20 protein-coding genes are annotated in these 17,242 nt (G+C 68.7%); 11 read left to right on the top strand and 9 right to left on the bottom strand.

Translation table 11 applies throughout. The features are described 5' to 3' along the window. Positions 1–124: 124 nt before the first annotated feature. The 6 genes from BMZ45_RS11745 to ykgO form a co-directional block, all read right to left on the bottom strand. Positions 125–673 carry a GNAT family N-acetyltransferase gene (locus tag BMZ45_RS11745; RefSeq protein WP_254776618.1) on the bottom strand — a complete coding sequence of 183 codons (549 nt, stop codon included), beginning with the start codon at positions 671–673 and terminating at the stop codon, positions 125–127. Continuing rightward, entirely contained in the window at positions 670–1,557 is an 888-nt protein-coding gene (locus BMZ45_RS11750; protein WP_091636644.1) for a carbon-nitrogen hydrolase, read from the bottom strand. The genes BMZ45_RS11745 and BMZ45_RS11750 overlap by 4 nt, the downstream gene beginning before the upstream one ends. 95 nt (positions 1,558–1,652) lie before the next feature. After that, positions 1,653–2,069, bottom strand: a complete 417-nt coding sequence (locus BMZ45_RS11755) for a hypothetical protein (RefSeq protein WP_056174610.1) — start codon at positions 2,067–2,069, stop codon at positions 1,653–1,655. A gap of 26 nt (positions 2,070–2,095) precedes the next feature. After that, positions 2,096–3,127, bottom strand: coding sequence for an agmatine deiminase family protein (locus BMZ45_RS11760; protein ID WP_091636647.1), 1,032 nt, complete (start codon positions 3,125–3,127; stop codon positions 2,096–2,098). A 21-nt stretch (positions 3,128–3,148) separates the two neighbouring features. Next, on the bottom strand, positions 3,149–3,484 hold the full coding sequence (locus BMZ45_RS11765; RefSeq protein ID WP_056174615.1) for a hypothetical protein: 336 nt from the start codon (positions 3,482–3,484) through the stop codon (positions 3,149–3,151). Between the two features lie 185 nt (positions 3,485–3,669). Beyond that, on the bottom strand, positions 3,670–3,795 hold the full coding sequence (gene ykgO, locus BMZ45_RS11770; protein WP_010342887.1) for a type B 50S ribosomal protein L36: 126 nt from the start codon (positions 3,793–3,795) through the stop codon (positions 3,670–3,672). A 189-nt stretch (positions 3,796–3,984) separates the two neighbouring features. On the opposite strand from ykgO, the gene cmk reads away from it, so the two are divergent. From cmk to galU, 8 genes are all read left to right on the top strand, one after another. Beyond that, entirely contained in the window at positions 3,985–4,671 is a 687-nt protein-coding gene (gene cmk / locus BMZ45_RS11775) for a (d)CMP kinase (RefSeq protein ID WP_091636650.1), read from the top strand. Between the two features lie 199 nt (positions 4,672–4,870). Beyond that, a complete protein-coding gene (gene rpsA / locus BMZ45_RS11780; protein ID WP_056174620.1) occupies positions 4,871–6,562 on the top strand; it encodes a 30S ribosomal protein S1 in 1,692 nt (563 codons plus the stop codon). Positions 6,563–6,724: 162 nt separating this feature from the next. After that, on the top strand, positions 6,725–7,027 hold the full coding sequence (locus tag BMZ45_RS11785; RefSeq protein ID WP_091636652.1) for an integration host factor subunit beta: 303 nt from the start codon (positions 6,725–6,727) through the stop codon (positions 7,025–7,027). A 185-nt stretch (positions 7,028–7,212) separates the two neighbouring features. Beyond that, positions 7,213–7,467, top strand: a complete 255-nt coding sequence (locus BMZ45_RS11790; RefSeq protein WP_091636654.1) for a lipopolysaccharide assembly protein LapA domain-containing protein — start codon at positions 7,213–7,215, stop codon at positions 7,465–7,467. A 3-nt stretch (positions 7,468–7,470) separates the two neighbouring features. Continuing rightward, positions 7,471–8,646: a lipopolysaccharide assembly protein LapB gene (gene lapB, locus BMZ45_RS11795; RefSeq protein ID WP_091636657.1), complete on the top strand. Its 1,176-nt coding sequence runs from the start codon at positions 7,471–7,473 to the stop codon at positions 8,644–8,646. Positions 8,647–8,650: 4 nt separating this feature from the next. Further along, a complete protein-coding gene (locus BMZ45_RS11800) occupies positions 8,651–9,631 on the top strand; it encodes a hypothetical protein (RefSeq protein ID WP_091636659.1) in 981 nt (326 codons plus the stop codon). A 16-nt stretch (positions 9,632–9,647) separates the two neighbouring features. Then, positions 9,648–11,561: a polysaccharide biosynthesis protein gene (locus BMZ45_RS11805; RefSeq protein ID WP_091636662.1), complete on the top strand. Its 1,914-nt coding sequence runs from the start codon at positions 9,648–9,650 to the stop codon at positions 11,559–11,561. Next, positions 11,561–12,460 (top strand): UTP--glucose-1-phosphate uridylyltransferase GalU, encoded by a 900-nt coding sequence (galU, locus tag BMZ45_RS11810; protein ID WP_091636665.1) that lies wholly within the window; start codon positions 11,561–11,563, stop codon positions 12,458–12,460. The genes BMZ45_RS11805 and galU overlap by 1 nt, the downstream gene beginning before the upstream one ends. A 187-nt stretch (positions 12,461–12,647) precedes the next feature. Here the strand turns inward: galU and BMZ45_RS11815 are convergent, their stop codons facing one another. Both BMZ45_RS11815 and BMZ45_RS11820 read right to left on the bottom strand, forming a co-directional pair. Next, the gene (locus BMZ45_RS11815; RefSeq protein WP_091636668.1) at positions 12,648–13,052 is read right to left on the bottom strand and encodes a YkvA family protein; all 405 of its coding nucleotides are present in this window, start codon (positions 13,050–13,052) and stop codon (positions 12,648–12,650) included. A 120-nt stretch (positions 13,053–13,172) separates the two neighbouring features. Next, positions 13,173–13,613, bottom strand: coding sequence for a hypothetical protein (locus BMZ45_RS11820; protein ID WP_091636670.1), 441 nt, complete (start codon positions 13,611–13,613; stop codon positions 13,173–13,175). 83 nt (positions 13,614–13,696) lie between these two features. Between BMZ45_RS11820 and BMZ45_RS11825 the strand changes: the two genes are divergently transcribed. The 3 genes from BMZ45_RS11825 to BMZ45_RS11835 all read left to right on the top strand — a co-directional run bounded on the left by BMZ45_RS11825 (position 13,697) and on the right by BMZ45_RS11835 (position 15,841). Further along, positions 13,697–14,986: an NAD(P)/FAD-dependent oxidoreductase gene (locus tag BMZ45_RS11825; protein ID WP_091636673.1), complete on the top strand. Its 1,290-nt coding sequence runs from the start codon at positions 13,697–13,699 to the stop codon at positions 14,984–14,986. 14 nt (positions 14,987–15,000) lie between these two features. Continuing rightward, complete coding sequence (locus BMZ45_RS11830; protein WP_091637229.1) at positions 15,001–15,342, top strand: tRNA-binding protein; 342 nt, start codon at positions 15,001–15,003, stop codon at positions 15,340–15,342. Between the two features lie 211 nt (positions 15,343–15,553). Then, positions 15,554–15,841, top strand: coding sequence for a hypothetical protein (locus BMZ45_RS11835; RefSeq protein ID WP_091636676.1), 288 nt, complete (start codon positions 15,554–15,556; stop codon positions 15,839–15,841). Positions 15,842–16,013: 172 nt separating this feature from the next. Here the strand turns inward: BMZ45_RS11835 and BMZ45_RS11840 are convergent, their stop codons facing one another. Continuing rightward, positions 16,014–17,219 (bottom strand): acetyl-CoA C-acyltransferase, encoded by a 1,206-nt coding sequence (locus BMZ45_RS11840; protein ID WP_091636678.1) that lies wholly within the window; start codon positions 17,217–17,219, stop codon positions 16,014–16,016. Positions 17,220–17,242: the final 23 nt, after the last annotated feature.

Below are 17,242 nucleotides of genomic sequence, written 5' to 3' on the forward strand. Positions count from 1 at the left end.
AGAAAATAGCACGTTCGTTCGTTTTATGCCTACCGCTCGTCGGCAAGCTTAGGCCCAAACGGCACGTTCAGAGTGTGCCGATCGGCGGGGTTCGAACCGCGCGGCTCGGCTCGGCCGGCCCGGATCAGGCCGATTCCGGCGGCGCGGCGCCATCGCCCGGCCCCAGCGGCCGCAGCATCTGCACCGTGTCCAGCCAGCGCCCGTGCTTGCGGCCCAGGCCCTGGAACACGCCGACGGTGCGAAAACCCAGGCGCTCGTGCAGCGCCACCGAGGCGGCGTTGGAGCCGTCGCCGATCACCGCGACCATCTGGCGGTAGCCGCGCGACTCGCAGTCGGCGATCAGCGCCTGCAGCAGGGCGCGGCCGACGCCGCGGCCCTGGCAACCGGGCTGCACGTAGACCGTGTCCTCGACCGTCCACCGGTAACCCTCGCGGCTGCGGTAGCTGCTGGCGTAGGCGTAGCCGGCGAAGGCGCCGTCGAGTTCGGCGACCAGATAGGGATAGCCCTGGGCCAGCAAGGCCTGCCAGCGCCGCGTCATCTCGGCCAGGTCGGGCACGGCGTATTCGTAGGTGGCCACGCCTTCGCGCACTTCCAGCGCGTAGAGGGCGGCGATCGCCGGCAGATCGCCGGCGACGGTGGCGCGGATCAGCGGCGCGGCGGCCACCGCGCTCAATCGCGGTAACGCTTGAGCAGGTCGCCGTAGGCGTCGATGCGGCGGTCGCGCAGGAACGGCCAGATCCGGCGCACGTGTTCGCTGCGCTGCATGTCGACCTCGGCCATCAGGATCTCGGGCTCGGCCTGGACCGACTGGGCCAGGAACTCGCCCTGCGGGCCGAGCACGTGGCTGGTGCCCCAGAAGTCGATGCCGGCCGCGTCCATCGGCGAGCGCTCGTGGCCGACCCGGTTGCAGCTCAACACCGGCAGGCCGTTGGCGACCGCGTGGCCGCGGTGGCTGAGCACCCAGGCGTCGCGCTGGCGGTCCTTCTCGGCCTGCTCGTCGCTGGGGTCCCAGCCGATCGCGGTCGGATACAGCAGCAGCTCGGCGCCGGCCAGGGCCATCAGACGCGCGCCTTCCGGGTACCACTGATCCCAGCACACCAGCACGCCGAGGCGGCCGACCGAGGTCTGGATCGGCTCGAAGCCGATGTCGCCCGGGGTGAAGTAGAACTTCTCGTAGAAGCCCGGATCGTCCGGGATGTGCATCTTGCGGTACTTGCCGGCGGTGGAGCCGTCGGCGTCGAAGACCACCGCGGTGTTGTGGTACAGGCCGGCCGCGCGGCGCTCGAACAGCGAGCTCACCAGGACCACGCCGTGCTGCTTGGCCAGCGCGCCCAGGCGTTCGGTACTGGGGCCGGGGATGGTCTCGGCCAGGTCGAACTCGGCCACCGACTCGTGCTGGCAGAAGTAGGGACCGTTGTGCAGTTCCTGCAGCAGCACCAGCTTGGCGCCGCGCTTGGCGGCTTCGCCGACGCGGTCCTCGATGTTGGCGAGGTTGGCCTCGCGCGAGCCGTGGTCGCGGTCCTGGATCAGGGCGACGGGGAGGGTGGTCTTCTTCATGGGCGGATTCGTATGGGCGGGCCCGGCAAGCCCGAGCGGCGGCGTAGCCTGGCATTGTAAGGCTTGCGGGTCTGCGACAGCCCGAGTAGCGGTCGCTATTGCTGGGCCGCCTCGGGCGGCCAGAGGGCCGGACGCCCCGCACGCAGGAAATCCAGCAACTCGTCTTGCGATACGCCCTGATTGACCCAGCGTAAAGGCTGGGCCCGCAGCACGGAGTGCGCATAGGCCAAGGCCTGCGCCGGCTCGTCCGCGACCATCGTCGGCTCAGGCTGTGCCTCGTAAAGGTCGTGCAGATCGCACAGCGCGTAGAGGTCCAGAGATGTTTCGCTGAGCGATCCGCCGACATCGGCGGCGTGATACTCGCGGACTTCGATCCCGGCCTTTGTCGGGCACAACTCGATCCAGCGCACCGATCGTTCGCCGAGTGGGCCGACGCTGCCGCCCATGAACTGTTCCAGCGTCGCACCCCGTCTCAGGGTCGACTCCAGGAAGGCCGGCGCGAGGTGACGCATTCCGCGGCGCCGGCTGCCGGAATCGCTTAGACCAGCCCGGCCGGCAGCTGCATGGTGATGCAGTGCAGGCTGCCGTTCTGCCAGATCAGCGGGCGGCAGGGCACCGCCACGATCTCGCGGTCGGGGAAGGCCTGGGCCAGCACCGCCTGGGCGTCGGCGTCGGCGGCATCGCCGTAGGCCGGCATCAGCACGGCTCCGTTGACGATGAGGAAGTTGGCGTAACTGGCCGCCAGCCTTCGGTTTTCGTCGATGATCGGCTGCGCCCACGGCAGCGCGAACAGGCGATAGGGCTCACCGTCGCGGGTGCGCAGCGCGGCCAGCTCGGCGGCCATGGCCTGCAGTTCGGCGTAGTGCGAGTCGCTCCGGTCGTCGCAGCCCTGGTAGACGATCGCGTCCGGGCCGGCGAAGCGGGCCAGGGTGTCGATATGGGCGTCGGTGTCATCGCCCTCGAGGTAGCCGTGGTCCAGCCACAGCACGCGGTCCTGGCGCAGCCAGTCGGCCAGCTTGGCGGTGATCTCTTCGCGGCTGGCGTCCGGATGACGCTCGTGCAGGCACTGCCAGGTGCTCAGCAGGCTGCCCGCGCCGTCGGTTTCGATGGCGCCGCCTTCCAAAGCAAAATCAATGCTTTGGCGATCACTCTTCGAGAATATTCCCAAGTCGTGCAGGCGCTCGACCAGCAGATCGTCCTGGCTGGCGTCGAACTTGCCGCCCCAGCCGGTGAAGCGGAAATCGAGCAGGCGGAAGCCGTCGCCGGCGCGCAGGCTGATCGGGCCGGAGTCGCGCAGCCAGGTGTCGTCGTAAGGCGCTTCGACGAAGCGCACCCGGTCCATGTCGATACGGGCCGAGGACAGGCGCGCGCGCGCATAGGCCTGCACGTCGTCGTCGGCGACACAGACGATCGCCGGCTGGAAGCGGGTGATCGCCGCGACCAGGGCGATGTAGGTCTCTTCAACCTCGCCCAGGCGATCGGCCCAGTCGGTGTCGGCGTTCGGCCAGGCGATCAGGACCGCGGACTGGGGTTCCCACTCCGCGGGGAAGCGCAATGCTTGCTCGGTCAAAACACGGTCTCGTTCGGCGGCTCAGCGCACGGGCGGCTTGGGCCCGATCTCTTGCGCGTCGGCCTTGTTGGCGACCACGTCGACCACCTTGTTCTTCTCGAAGTACACGGTGAACGCCGGGTAGACCCAACGGTTGATGGTGGGCCACTGGCGCTTCTGGCCGCCGCGCGGGTCCAGGCGTTCGGCCGGGGCGCCGTAGCGGGCCTCGACCTGGGCCATGGTCTGGCCGCGGACGGGCATGGCCGCCTTGTTCTCTTCGGACACGCGCTCGATCAGCAGGGTGTCGGCGGAGGCGGCGGTGGACAGGAGCAGCAGGGCGGCAAGCGCGAGTACGGCAGGAGCGGTGCGGGACGTCATGGGTGCAACCTCGCTGGAGGACGCGAGATTGTACGCACAAGCCCCGATGCCACGGCAGCACGCGGCCGTCACGTTTTCGCGATTCGGCCGGGCCGGCGAGGGCGCCGGCGCGCAACGCAGAAAGGCCGCCTCGCGGCGGCCTTCCAGTCGAGCGGTTCGAGGCGCGAACGCCGCGAACGGGCTTCTTAGCGCTGACGCGCCTTGAAACGCGGGTTCGACTTGCAGATCACGAAGACCTTGCCACGGCGGCGAACGACTTTGCAGTCGCGGTGACGGGCCTTCGCCGACTTCAGGGAGGACAGGACCTTCATGACAGACCTCGGCAACAGGATTGGAATAGACAGCCCGCGATCATAGCGGGTAAATCCCACTACGATCAAGTGTTTGCGCGAAATAAATTGCAGCCGGGCCGAATCGGGCCCTGGCGCGCGCCCGGATCGGGGCGGTTTCCGCCGCCGCGATGAACAGGGAAGGGGCGGCGTCCTTGCATAATAGCCGGCATGACGACCCCTCACGACAGCAGTATCCCCGTCCTCACCATCGACGGTCCCTCCGGTTCCGGCAAAGGCACCATCAGCCGCCTGGTCGCCCAGGCCCTGGGCTGGCATTACCTGGATTCCGGCGCCCTCTACCGCGCGGTCGGCGTGGCCGCCGGCTGGGCCGACCTCGACCTGGCCGACCCGGCCGCCCTGGTCCGCTGCGCCTTCGACACCCGGATCGGCTTCCGCGACGACGAGCGCGGCGAGCTGCGGGTGCTGGTCAACGACCAGGACGCCACCGACGAACTGCGCACCGAGACCGCCGGCGCGGCCGCCTCGGCCATCGCCGCCATCCCCGAGGTCCGGGCCGCCCTCAAGGACCGCCAGCGCGCCTTCCGCCAGCCGCCGGGCCTGGTCGCCGACGGCCGCGACATGGGCACGGTGATCTTCCCGGACGCCCCCTACAAGGTGTTCCTGACCGCCAGCGCCGACGAAAGGGCGGAAAGGCGCTATAAGCAGTTGAAAGACAAAGGGGTTTCCGTTACTTTAGACGGTCTGCTGCGGGAGATTCTCGCCCGCGACGCCCGCGATGCACAGCGAGCGGTGGCACCGCTGCGCCCGGCCGACGACGCCGTGCGCATCGACACCACCGGCCTGGGCATCGCGCAGGTGGTCGAACGCGTGCTGGCCTTGTTGCCGGCGCGCTGACGTTTCCGCAAACGCGGATCGAACGCGGCAGTACGCAACAAAAACCAGCCCCGTCGCATCCGCGACGGGATCCACAACGACACATGGTGCAGACCATCGCGCCACATAACGGGTGGGTCGACCACGTGCTGCTTGCGTCGCTACGACAGCGACGATGCCAGCCGGTGCGGCCCGTGTGTTCAACCGAGTAAATCAACCAATGACCGAATCATTTGCCGAGCTGTTCGAATCTAGCCAGCAATACCTGGCCAAGCTGAAGCCGGGCGCTATCGTCGTCGGCGTAGTCGTGGAAGTCCGCGGCGACGTCGTGGTGATCAACGCCGGCCTGAAGTCCGAAGGCATCGTGCCGATCGAACAGTTCCGTAACGACGCCGGCGAGATCGACGTTGCCGTTGGCGACGAAGTCAAGGTCGCCCTCGACTCGATCGAGAACGGCTTCGGCGAAACCGTGCTGTCCCGCGAGAAGGCCAAGCGCGCGATGGTGTGGGACGAGCTCGAAGAGGCGCTCGAAAAGAACGAAACCATCACCGGCCGCATCAGCGGCAAGGTCAAGGGTGGTTTCACCGTCGACATCAAGGATGTCCGCGGCTTCCTGCCGGGTTCGCTGGTGGACGTGCGCCCCGTGCGCGACTCCGCCTACCTGGAAGGCAAGGAACTCGAGTTCAAGCTCATCAAGCTCGATCGCAAGCGCAATAACATCGTCGTCTCCCGCCGTGCGGTGGTCGAGAGCGAGTACAGCGTCGAGCGCGAGCAGCTGATGGAGAAGCTGCAGGAAGGCGCGATCCTGAAGGGCGTCGTCAAGAACCTCACCGATTACGGTGCGTTCGTCGACCTCGGCGGCATCGATGGCCTGCTGCACATCACCGACATGGCGTGGAAGCGCGTGCGTCACCCGTCGGAAGTCGTGGAAGTCGGCCAGGAGCTGGACGTCCGCGTGCTCAAGTACGACCGCGAGCGCAACCGCGTCAGCCTCGGCCTCAAGCAGCTGGGCGAGGATCCGTGGGACAACATCGCGCGCCGCTACCCGGCCGACACCCGCGTGTTCGGCAAGGTCAGCAACGTCACCGATTACGGCGCGTTCGTCGAGATCGAGCCGGGCGTCGAAGGCCTGGTCCACGTCTCCGAAATGGATTGGACCAACAAGAACGTCAACCCGTCCAAGATCGTGCAGGTCGGCGACGAAGTTCAGGTCATGGTGCTGGACGTCGATGAAGAGCGTCGTCGTATCTCGCTGGGCATGAAGCAGGTCACCTCGAACCCGTGGGAGACCTTCGCGGCCATCCACAAGAAGGGCGACAAGGTCGAAGGCCAGATCAAGTCGATCACCGACTTCGGCATCTTCATCGGCCTGGACGGCGGCATCGACGGCCTGGTCCACCTGTCCGACATCAGCTGGAACACCACCGGCGAAGACGTGGTCCGCAACTACAAGAAGGGCGACACGCTCGAAGCCGTCGTCCTGGCCGTGGATCCGGAGCGCGAGCGCATCAGCCTGGGCGTCAAGCAGCTGGAGCAGGACCCGATGGGTCAGTACGTCGCTTCCAACGCCAAGGGCTCGATCGTCAAGGGCGTGGTGAAGGAAGTCGACGCCAAGGGCGCCACGATCGAACTCGCCGACGGCATCGAAGGCTACGTCGCCGCGCGCGACATCGCCAAGGAGCGCGTCGAGGACGCCAGCCAGTACCTCAAGGTCGGTCAGGAAGTCGAAGCCAAGATCGTCGGCACGGACCGCAAGGGCCGTTCCATGCAGCTGTCGATCAAGGCCAAGGACGAAGCCGAGCAGCAGGAGGCCCTGGCCGACTACAACCGTTCGGCTTCGGATGCCTCCAGCGGCACCACCAAGCTGGGCGCGCTGCTGCGCGAGCAGCTGAGCGGCAACAAGTCCGAGTAATACCAGCGTCGAGGCGCGCCGTTCCGGGCAACCGGATCGGCGTCGCCGCAGTACCGCGGAGGCGGCCCGGCCGAGCCGGGTCGCCTTCGATTTGTGGCACCGTCGCGGCGCCGTCGTCTCGGCACCGTCCCGACATCCCAGTACAGAGCTTGCGCAGCGCCCATGACCAAGTCCGAACTCATCGAGATCCTTTCGCAGCGTCAGGCCCACCTGAAGGGCGACGACGTGGATCTGGCGGTGAAGGCCTTGCTCGAAATGATGGGCGGCGCGCTGTCGGTGGGCGAACGCATCGAGATCCGCGGCTTCGGCAGCTTCTCCTTGCACTTCCGTCCGCCGCGCCTGGGCCGCAACCCCAAGACCGGCGAGTCGGTGGCATTGCCCGGCAAGCATGTCCCGCATTTCAAGCCCGGCAAGGAACTGCGCGAACGCGTCAGCGGCGTGGCGCCGCTGGACGACGACGCCTAAGAGCGAGAAACGAGCTTGGAGGAGTGAGTAGAGAGAGTAGGGCGACCGCGCCCGCTCGCCGCTCGCCTGTTGATTTCGTTTGGCTGGCCCCGGTGCCCGCTGCCGCTCTGTCTCGCCACTTACTCCTCTCCGCTCACTTCTGGCCTTAAGCTAGAGCGACATCGCGGACGTTGGACCCATCCCCCATGCGCCTGATCCGTTTCCTCATCGCCTTCGTCTGCCTTGCGGCCGGCGCCACCGTCGGCGCGCTCAATCGCCAGATCGTGCCCATCGACCTGGGCTTCGGCACCTTTCCGACCACCTTGGGCGTGGCCCTGATCGTGTCGCTGCTGATCGGCGTGCTCGCCGGCGGCCTGGCGATCACCGCCAGCCTGGTGCTGCCACTGCGCCGCCGTCTGGCGCGCGCCGAGCGCGCCGTCGCCACCCCGCGCGAGACCTGACGCATGGAATTCATCAGCGAGTGGTTCTGGTTTTTCCTGCTGCTGCCGATCGCCGCCGTCAGCGGCTGGGTGATCGGCCGTCGCGGCGGCGAACGTCACAGCGACAACCAGGTCAGCCATCTGTCGACCACCTATTTCCGCGGCCTGAACTACCTGCTCAACGAGCAGCCCGACAAGGCCATCGAGATCTTCCTGCACATCGCCGAGCTCGATAAGGACACCTTCGAGACCCAGGTCGCGCTGGGCCACCTGTTCCGGCGCCGCGGCGAAGTCGACCGCGCGATCCGCCTGCACCAGGCGCTGGTGCAGCGCCCCGGCCTGAGCGACCAGCAGAAGGTCCAGGCGTTGCTGGCGCTGGGCGAGGACTACATGCGCTCGGGCCTGCTCGACCGCGCCGAGACCGTCTTCAGCGACCTGGTCGCGCTGGACATGGCGCCGCTGGCGCTGCGCCACCTGATCGGCATCTACCAGTCCGAACGCGATTGGGACAAGGCGATCGAGAACGCGAGCCGCTACGAGGCCGCCACCGGCGAGCCCATGGGCAAGCTGATCGCGCAGTTCGAATGCGAACTGGCCGACCGCCACCGCGCCGCCGGCGACGTCGAAGCCGCGCGCGGCGCGGTCAAGCGCGCCTACGAGGCCGACGCAAACTCCGTGCGCGCCGGCATGCTCGAAGGCCGCATCGAAGTCGAGGCCGGCAACGACGCCGCTGCGATCCGCGCCTTCGAGCGCGTCGCCCGCGCCGATCCCGACTATCTGCCCGAAGTGCTGCCCGCGCTGCTGAGCTGCTACGAACGCGACGGCGATCCGACCGGCGCGCGCGCCTTCCTGGCCGAGATGTGCGAGCACTACCGCGGCATCGCGCCGGTGCTGGCCCTGACCCGTATGGTCGAGGCCGAGGACGGCGTGCCGGCCGCGCGCAGCTACCTCGCGCGCCAGCTCAAGGACCGGCCCTCGGTGCGCGGCGAAGCCGCCCTGATCGACCTGACCCTGGCCGAGGGCGCCGATCCGCTGGCGACCCTGCACGACCTCAAGCACATCACCGACCAGTTGCTGGTGCGCAACCCCAGCTACCGCTGCAACCGCTGCGGCTTCGGCGCGCGCAGCCACCATTGGCAATGCCCCAGCTGCAAGGAGTGGGGAACGGTCAAGCCGCTGCTGAACTACGCGGTGGTCTGATCCCATGGCGAGTTGGCTGCTCATCCACCTGCTGATCGGAGCGGTCGGCACCTGGCTGGCGCGCCGCTACGCGCTGCGCAACGAACTGATCGACCAGCCCGGCGAACGTCGCAGCCACGTCGTGGCGACCCCGCGCGGCGGCGGCATCGCCCTGGTGATCGCCTTGCTGGTCGCCACCCTGGCCCTGGCCGTGCGCCTGCCCGGGCAGGCCCCCTTGCTGGCCGCGTTCGGCCTGGGCCTGGCCCTGGTCGCCGGGGTCGGGCTGATCGACGACCACCGCCCGCTGTCGGCCTCGCTGCGGCTGGCGGTGCACGCGGTGGCCGCGGCAGTGCTGGCCTACGCGGTCTGGCACGTGCTGGACGCGCCCTGGCTGGCCCTGGGCGCGTTCGTGGCCGCGCTGGCGCTGACCAACGTTTGCAACTTCATGGACGGCATCAACGGCCTGGCCGCCAGCCAGGCTGCCCTGATCGCCGTCGCCCTGGGCTGGCTCGCAGGCGCGCCGGGACTGTGGCTGGGCTTGGCCCTGGCCGCCGCCTGCCTCGGTTTCCTGCCCTTCAACTTCCCCAAGGCCCGGATTTTCATGGGCGACGTGGGCAGCGGGGCGCTGGGTTATGCCCTGGCCGGGCTGATGGTACTGGCCGCGACCGTGCTGGGCAGCCGATCAGCGGTCGTCCTGATGCCGCTGTCGGCGTTCCTTATCGACGCGGGCTTGACACTGTTGCGCCGCATGCTGCGTAGAGAAGCGTGGTGGACGGCACATTCTCAGCACGCATATCAAGTCTGGGCCAGGAGGATAGGGCACACCAAAGTCACCATCGCCTACGCCATGCACACCCTCGCAGCTGTGCTGGCGCTCCCAGTCCTGCTGCAAACGAGAATGGCTTTCATGTTGTGTACGGTTGCGGCGTGGTATATGTCCGGCGCTTTTTTATGGTGGTGGTTACAGCGCGCCGGCTCCGAGCCGGCGTTGAATTCTCCCGGCTAAGGTATAGGGGCATGGAATGAGCTCATGGCGCGATCGTCTTAAAGGTGCACTGCCGCGTATGGCGGTAGTCGCGCACGATCTCGCGATGGTGTGGTTGGTCTGGCAGGCCCTGTACCGTTTGCGTTTCGGCATCATCCCCGCACCCGTTCCGCTGCCGCTGTGGTCGACCGAGATCGCGTTGGTGATGGTCGCCCAGGGCCTGGTGTTCTGGCAGGTCGGTCTGTATCGCGGCCTGTGGCGCTTCGCCGGCGTCCCCGATCTTTGGAACATCTTCAAGGCCTGCATGCTCGGCCTGTTCGCGATCGTGCTGGTGCTGTTCCTCTACAACCGCCTCGACACCACCATGCCGCGCACGGTGCTGGTGCTGTACCCGGTGGTGCTGGTGGGCATGCTGGGCGCGCCGCGTCTGTTGTACCGCGCGTGGAAGGACAGCCGCGTCGAGCGCGCCAACACCGCTTCGGTGCGCATCCTCATTCTCGGCGCCGGCCGCGCCGGCGAAGCGCTGGTGCGCGATCTGCGCCGCTTCGGCACCTACGAACCCGTCGGTTTCCTCGACGACGCCGCGCGCCTGCGCGGCAGCAAGGTGCAGGGCGTGCCGGTGCTGGGACGCGTGCCCGAAGTGGCCGAGATCGCGCGCGAAACCGCGGCCAAGCTGCTGGTGATCGCGATGCCGTCGGCCGACGCCAACGCGCTGCAGCGCGTGGTGATCGCCTGCGAACGCACCGGCCTGCCGTTCCGGATGGTGCCGCGCCTGCAGGACGTGCTGGAAGGCCGTTCGCTGCCGGGCGAATTGAAAGAGGTCGCGATCGAGGATCTGCTCGGGCGCAAGCCGGTGCTGCCGGATTGGAAGGCGATCCGCGGCTGGTTGGGCGCGCGTTCGGTATTGGTGACCGGCGCCGGCGGCTCGATCGGCTCGGAGCTGTGCCGCCAGTGCGCGCGCCACGGCGCACGCCGCATCGCCCTGATCGAAATCGACGAGCTTGCGCTGACCCAGACCGAGGCCGCGCTGCGCCGCGACTTCCCCGATCTGGAATACATCCCGATCCTGGGCGACTGCGGCGATCCGGCGGTGATCGCGTTCGCGCTCGGCCAGTCCGAACCCGATGCGGTCTTCCACGCCGCCGCCTACAAGCAGGTGCCGCTGCTGGAAGCGCAGCTGCGCGAGGCGGTGCGCAATAACGTGCTGGCCACCGCGACCGTGGCCAAGGCCTGCCGCGAAGCCGGTGTCGGCACCTTCGTGCTGATCTCCACCGACAAGGCGGTCGATCCGGTCAACGTGCTCGGCGCGACCAAGCGCCTGGCCGAGATGACCTGCCAGTCGCTGGCCGACCAGCGCTCGACCCGTTTCGTGACCGTGCGCTTCGGCAACGTGCTCGACTCGGCCGGCAGCGTGGTGCCGCTGTTCCGCGAACAGATCCGCAGCGGCGGCCCGGTCACGGTCACCGATCCGGAGGTCACGCGCTTCTTCATGACCATCCCCGAAGCCTGTCAGCTGATCCTGCAGGCCTCGGCGATCGGTACGCACGAGGCGATCTACACCCTCGACATGGGCGAGCCGGTGCCGATCCGCCTGCTCGCCGAACAGATGATCCGTCTGGCCGGCAAGCAGCCGGGCCGCGACATCGCGATCATCTACACCGGCCTGCGTCCGGGCGAGAAGCTGCACGAGACCCTGTTCCACGCCGACGAGCGCTATCGCCCGACCCAGCATCCCAAGATCCTGCAGGCCGAGCCGCGCGACGTCTCCGCCCACGCGATCGAGTCGGCGATCGCGCAGCTGCGCGAAGCCTCGGCGCGCTACGACCGCGAACTGCTCAACCAGCTGCTGCGCATGGCCGTGCCCGAGTTCGCGCCGGTCGGCGAGCATCCGGACTATGTCGAATCCGCCACCGTGGTGGCGTTCCCCGCACGCAACGCCAGGAAGGTTTGATGGCCGCTCGTATCCGCAAAGCCGTGTTCCCGGTCGCAGGGCTGGGGACCCGGTTCCTGCCCGCGACCAAGACCGTCCCCAAGGAAATGCTGCCGATCGTCGATCGGCCCCTGATCCAGTACGCCGTCGACGAAGCCATCGAGGCCGGCTGCGACACCCTGATCTTCGTCACCAACCGCTACAAGCACGCGGTCGCCGACTACTTCGACAAAGCCTACGAGCTGGAGCAGAAGCTCGAGCGCAGCGGCAAGCTGGAGCTGTTGGAGCTGGTGCGCAACGTGCTGCCCGAGGGCGTGCGTGCGGTGTTCGTGACCCAGGCCGAGGCCCTGGGCCTGGGCCATGCGGTGCTGTGCGCCAAGCCCGTGGTCGGCGACGAGCCGTTCGCGGTGGTGCTGCCGGACGATCTGATCTGGAACCGTGGGCCGGGCGCGCTGCGCCAGATGGCCGACGCCGCCGAAACCTCCGGTGCCAGCGTGATCGCGGTGCAGGACGTGCCTCGCGAGCAGACCGGCAGCTACGGCATCGTCGCCACCGACAGCTTCGCCGCGCGCCAGGGCCGCATCCGCGCCATCGTCGAGAAGCCTTCGCCCGAGGTCGCGCCCAGCAACCTGGCCGTGGTCGGCCGCTACGTGCTCAACCCGCGCATCTTCTCCCTGCTGGAGAACACCACGCCCGGCGCCGGCGGCGAAATCCAGCTCACCGACGCGATCGCGGCGCTGCTGGAAGAGGAAACCGTCAACGCCTACCGCTTCCAGGGCACGCGCTTCGACTGCGGCACCCACCTGGGCCTGATCGAAGCGACGATCCGCTTCGCCCTGGACCACGAAGTGCTCAGCGATTCGGCGCGCCAGCTGATGCAGAACGCCTTGGCCGAGCTGGGCGTGGCGGATCTGGAGTGAGGCGGTAACCAGTGTGAAGTAACTGGTGACGAGTGGAGGCCGGCGGCCGTTTCACTCGTTGCTACCTACACGTTCCTGCTGCTCACTCGCGGTACCAGAACGTCCTGTCGCCATCGCCGCGCGCAACGCAGCCAGCGCAGTCGCCTGTGCGGCCATGCTGCCGACCCGGCGTATCCAGGGCCGCGGCTCAATCGGGCGTGCCGCGATGCGCCCGATAGGCCAGCACCGCGCACAGCGCGGCGAACCCGATCCAGAGCGCTACGATCACAGCGGCCGCAATGCGGCCTGCCAGGCCGCCCTCCGGACCGGCGGCCTGCGCGGCACGCGCGCGGCATTCGATCAAGACGGCCGCCGGAATCAGGCGGATCGCCCAGGCGATGCCTAGCGGAAGCAGAAGCAGATCGTCCAGATAGCCCAGGATCGGGATGAAGTCCGGAATCAGGTCGATGGGGCTGAGCGCATAGGCCACGATCGCCACGACCAGCAGCTGGGCGTACCACGGAGTGAGCGGGTGCCGCGCCGCGAGGTAGAGCGCATGGATCTCGCGCTTGAGTTCGCTTGCGCGTTGCCGCAGTGCATCGATCCATCGCATGGTCACGACCTCGGCGGCGCCCGGTGCATCACGATGTACGCCAAGTCGGGGCAGGGCAATAGCGCCCGCCCCGCATCGGCGTCGCCGAAGGGCTCGCACGGCTCGGTGCTGGCTCCCGGTTTAGCGGTAGTACCAGAACGTCGCCATCGCCAGGGCCGCGCACAGCACGGCCAGCGCGCTCGCCGCCGCGGCCATACGGCCGACCCGGCGGGTCCAGCGCAGCGCCACCGGCCCGCGCAACACGCGTACGTCGCGCAGGGTGCGCCAGGCGCGCGGCGGAAAGCGCTGTTCGACGCGCGCGGCCGCGGCCAGCCGCCGCAGGCTGCGCCCCAACAGCCACAAGGGCACGCTAGGCAGCAGCGCCAGCGCCACCAGCAGGCCACGCAGCCAGCGTCGCGTGCGCTCGCTGTCGCCGGCCTGGGCCAGTTGCCGCAACAGCTCGCTCAGCCAGGCATCGAGCTGCCACAGCGCCACCACGCACACCAGCGCGATCGCGACGATGATGCGCAGGCTGCGCCTGCGATAGGCTAGGTCGGCTGGGTGGATTTCCGTGTCGCGCACCGTGCGTCGCTCTCGCTGGCGTCCTCTGGCTCCGTCGCATTTCAGCAAACCCCGTCGCCGTATTCCAGATCCGCCCGCCGCCCATGACCGTCGCCAGCTACTACCGCGCCACCTTGCCGCCCATCGCCGAGCGCGCGGCCGTGCAGGGCCGCGTTGAAGCCGAGGTCTGCGTGATCGGCGGCGGCTACGCCGGGCTCAACACCGCGCTGGGTCTGGCCGAACGCGGCGTCGCCGGCGTCGCCCTGATCGAGGCCCAGACCCTGGGCCATGGCGCCTCGGGCCGCAACGGCGGTTTCGTGTTCGGCGGCTATTCGCGCGGCGAGGACGCGCTGCTGCGCGAGCTCGGCCCCGAACGCGCGCGCGCCCTCTACGCCGGCACCACCGACGCGGTCGAGCTGATTCGTTCGCGCATCCATCGCCACGGCTTGGAGTGCGACGCGGTCGAGGCCGGGGTGATCTGGGCCAACTGGTTCCGCGACCCCGAAGTGCTGCGCTCGCGCCAGCGCCTGCTGGCCGAGCGCTACGGCGCCGACTGGCGCTGGCTGGCGCAGGAGGATCTGCGCGCTCTGGTGCGCAGCCAGCGTTACCACGACGGCCTGTTCGAACCGCAAGCCTTCCATTTCCATCCGCTCAAATACGCGCACGGGCTGGCCTCGCTGGCCGAGCGCGCCGGCGTCGCCGTGCACGAGCGCACCCCGGCGACCGCGCTGCGCCGCGAGGGCGCGCTTTGGCGGGTGACCACGCCGCAAGGCGAGATCGCCGCGCGTCAGGTCGTGCTGGCCTGCGGCGGCTACCTGGCTGGCCTGAGCGCGCGCGTGGACGCGGGCGTGATGCCGATCGCGACCTACGTCATGGTCACCGAGCCTCTGGGCGCGCGCCTGGACGAAGCCCTGCGCACGCGTGCGGCGGTCTACGACACCCGTTTCGCGTTCGACTACTACCGGCCGCTGCCGGACACGCGCCTGCTGTGGGGCGGGCGCATCTCGGTGCTGGACCGTTCGCCGGCGGCGGTGGAACGCCTGCTGCGGCGCGACCTGCTCAAGGTGTTTCCGCAACTGGAGGGCGTGCGCGTCGAGCAGGCCTGGTCCGGCCTGATGAGCTATGCGCGCCATCAGATGCCGCAGATCGGTCAGGTCGAGGACGGCCTGTGGCTGGCCCAGGCGTTCGGCGGCCACGGTGTGGCGCCCACCACCCATGCGGGCGAGGTGCTGGCCGCGGCGATCGCGCACGGCGATCCGCGCTGGCGCGAGTTCGCGCCTTACGGCCTGGTTTCGGCGTTGAAGCCGGCCGGTCTGCTGGGCGCGCAGCTGAGTTACAGCTGGGCGCAGTTCAAAGACCTTTGGAAGGATTGGAGCGAGGGGAAGCGCGCGTGAGCGAAAACGACACCATGATCGCCGACGGCGATCTGAGCTGGAGCGAGTTCGAGCGGGTGATGCTGTGCGCGGGCACGGTGCTGCGGGTCGAGGAATTCCCGGAGGCGCGCAAGCCGGCCTGGAAACTGTGGGTGGACTTCGGCCCGCACGGCGTGCGCAAGACCAGCGCGCAGGTCAAGCAGCTGTACACAGCCGAGGAATTGGTCGGCCGCCAGATCGTCGGCGTGATCAACTTCCCGCCCAAGCAGGTCGGCCCGTTCCGCTCCGAGTTCCTGCTCACCGGGTTTCCGACCGACGAAGGCGTGGTGGTCACCGCGATCGAACGGCGCGTGCCGAACGGAACGCGCCTGGCCTGAGCTACCCGCACTGCTTTGGGGTAGGAGCGGCGTAAGCGCGACCCGCCATCGCAGCAGCGACGCCAGCGTGTGGCGCGGTCGTGGCTTACGCCGCTCCTACACAAGAGCTGCCGGATTAAAAATGTTTAATCCCACGCCCAGCCGGCCGTAGTCTCGCCGCGCCTAGCCTGCGAACGCGATCGCACCGATCGCGTCTTCGGGAGAGGCCGCCATGTTCCGCACATCTTTGCTACCGATCGTCGCCGCCTTGCTGTCGCTGAGCCTGGCCGCCGGCGCCGCGCAACCGGCGACGGCCGCGCATGCGACGCCCGCCGCCAAGCCCGCGCCCGCGCGTGCCGCCGTCCAACCGATGGCGGCCGCGGCCAAACCGGCGTCGGCCAAAGCGACCGCGGCGAACCACTGCCGCGATCCCCAGGGCAAGTTCGTGTCCTGCGACAAGCAGGCCGCCAGCAAGCGTTGCCGCGACGCCCAGGGCAAGTTCACCGCCTGCCCGAAGTAGTGCGCGCACGACGCCGGCTACCGTGGGCCGGGCGTCGCGCGCCCATCGTGGTGCGAGGCGAGGGCAGCTCCGGCTGCCCTCGCTTTTTTTGTGGACCGCAAACGCATCGGGGCGGCCGTAGCCGCCCCGACGATTCGATGCGAAGGCCGCGGCCTTCGCTCGATGGCCGAACTCAGAGCGCCTCGAACACGCCCGCCGCGCCCATGCCGGTGCCGATGCACATGGTCACTAGGCCGTACTTCTGCTGACGACGGCGCAGGCCGTGCACGATGGTCGCGGTGCGGATCGCACCGGTCGCGCCCAGCGGATGGCCCAGCGCGATCGCGCCGCCCAGCGGGTTGACCTTGGACGGGTCCAGGCCGCTGTCGCGGATCACCGCCAGCGCCTGCGCGGCAAAGGCTTCGTTGAGCTCGATCCAGTCGATCTGGTCCTGGCTCAGACCGGCCTGCTTGAGCGCCTTCGGGATCGCCGCGATCGGGCCGATGCCCATCACTTCCGGCCGCACGCCGGCGACCGAGAAGCTGACGAAACGCGCGAGCGGGGTCAGGCCGTAGTCCTTGACCGCCTGGCCGGAGGCCAGCAGCACTGCGGCCGCGCCGTCGCTCATCTGCGAAGCGGTGCCGGCGGTGACCGTGCCGCCGAACTGGCCGTTGCGGAACACCGGCTTGAGCTTGGCCAGCGCTTCCAGCGAAGCGTCGGCGCGCGGGCCTTCGTCCAGCTCGATCAGGCTCTTGCGCAGCTTGATCGTGTTGCCGCTCAGGTCGGGCTGGTGCGACAGCACCTCGTAGGGGCTGATCTCGGCGGTGAACTCGCCGGCCTGCTGCGCGGCGATCGCCTTGCGGTGCGAGGCCAGCGCGAACGCGTCCTGGTCCTCGCGCGAGATCTTCCATTCCTCGGCGACCTTCTCGGCGGTGATGCCCATGCCGTAAGCGATGGCGACGTGGTCGTCCTTGAACACGCTGGGGCTCAGCGCGACCTTGTTGCCCATCATCGGCACCATCGACATCGACTCGGTGCCGCCGGCCAGGACCAGGTCGGAGTTGCCCAGGCGGATCTCGTTGGCGGCCAGGGCCACGGCCTGCAGGCCGGAGGAGCAGAAACGGTTGATGGTCTGCGCGGCGATGGTGTTGGGCAGGCCGGCCAGCAGCACGCCGATGCGCGCCACGTTCATGCCTTGCTCGCCCTCGGGCATGGCGCAGCCGATGATGGCGTCGTCGATGCGGTTGAGGTCGATGCCCGGGGCCTGCGCCACCACCGACTTGAGCACGTGGGCGAGCATGTCGTCGGGACGGGTGTTGCGGAATACGCCGCGCGGGGCCTTGCCGACCGGGGTACGGGTGGCGGCGACGATGTAGGCGTCTTGAACTTGCTTGGTCATGTCTGTGAGTCCTATGTCGTCGG

Source organism: Lysobacter sp. cf310 (assembly GCF_900114355.1).
Taxonomy (GTDB): domain Bacteria; phylum Pseudomonadota; class Gammaproteobacteria; order Xanthomonadales; family Xanthomonadaceae; genus Lysobacter.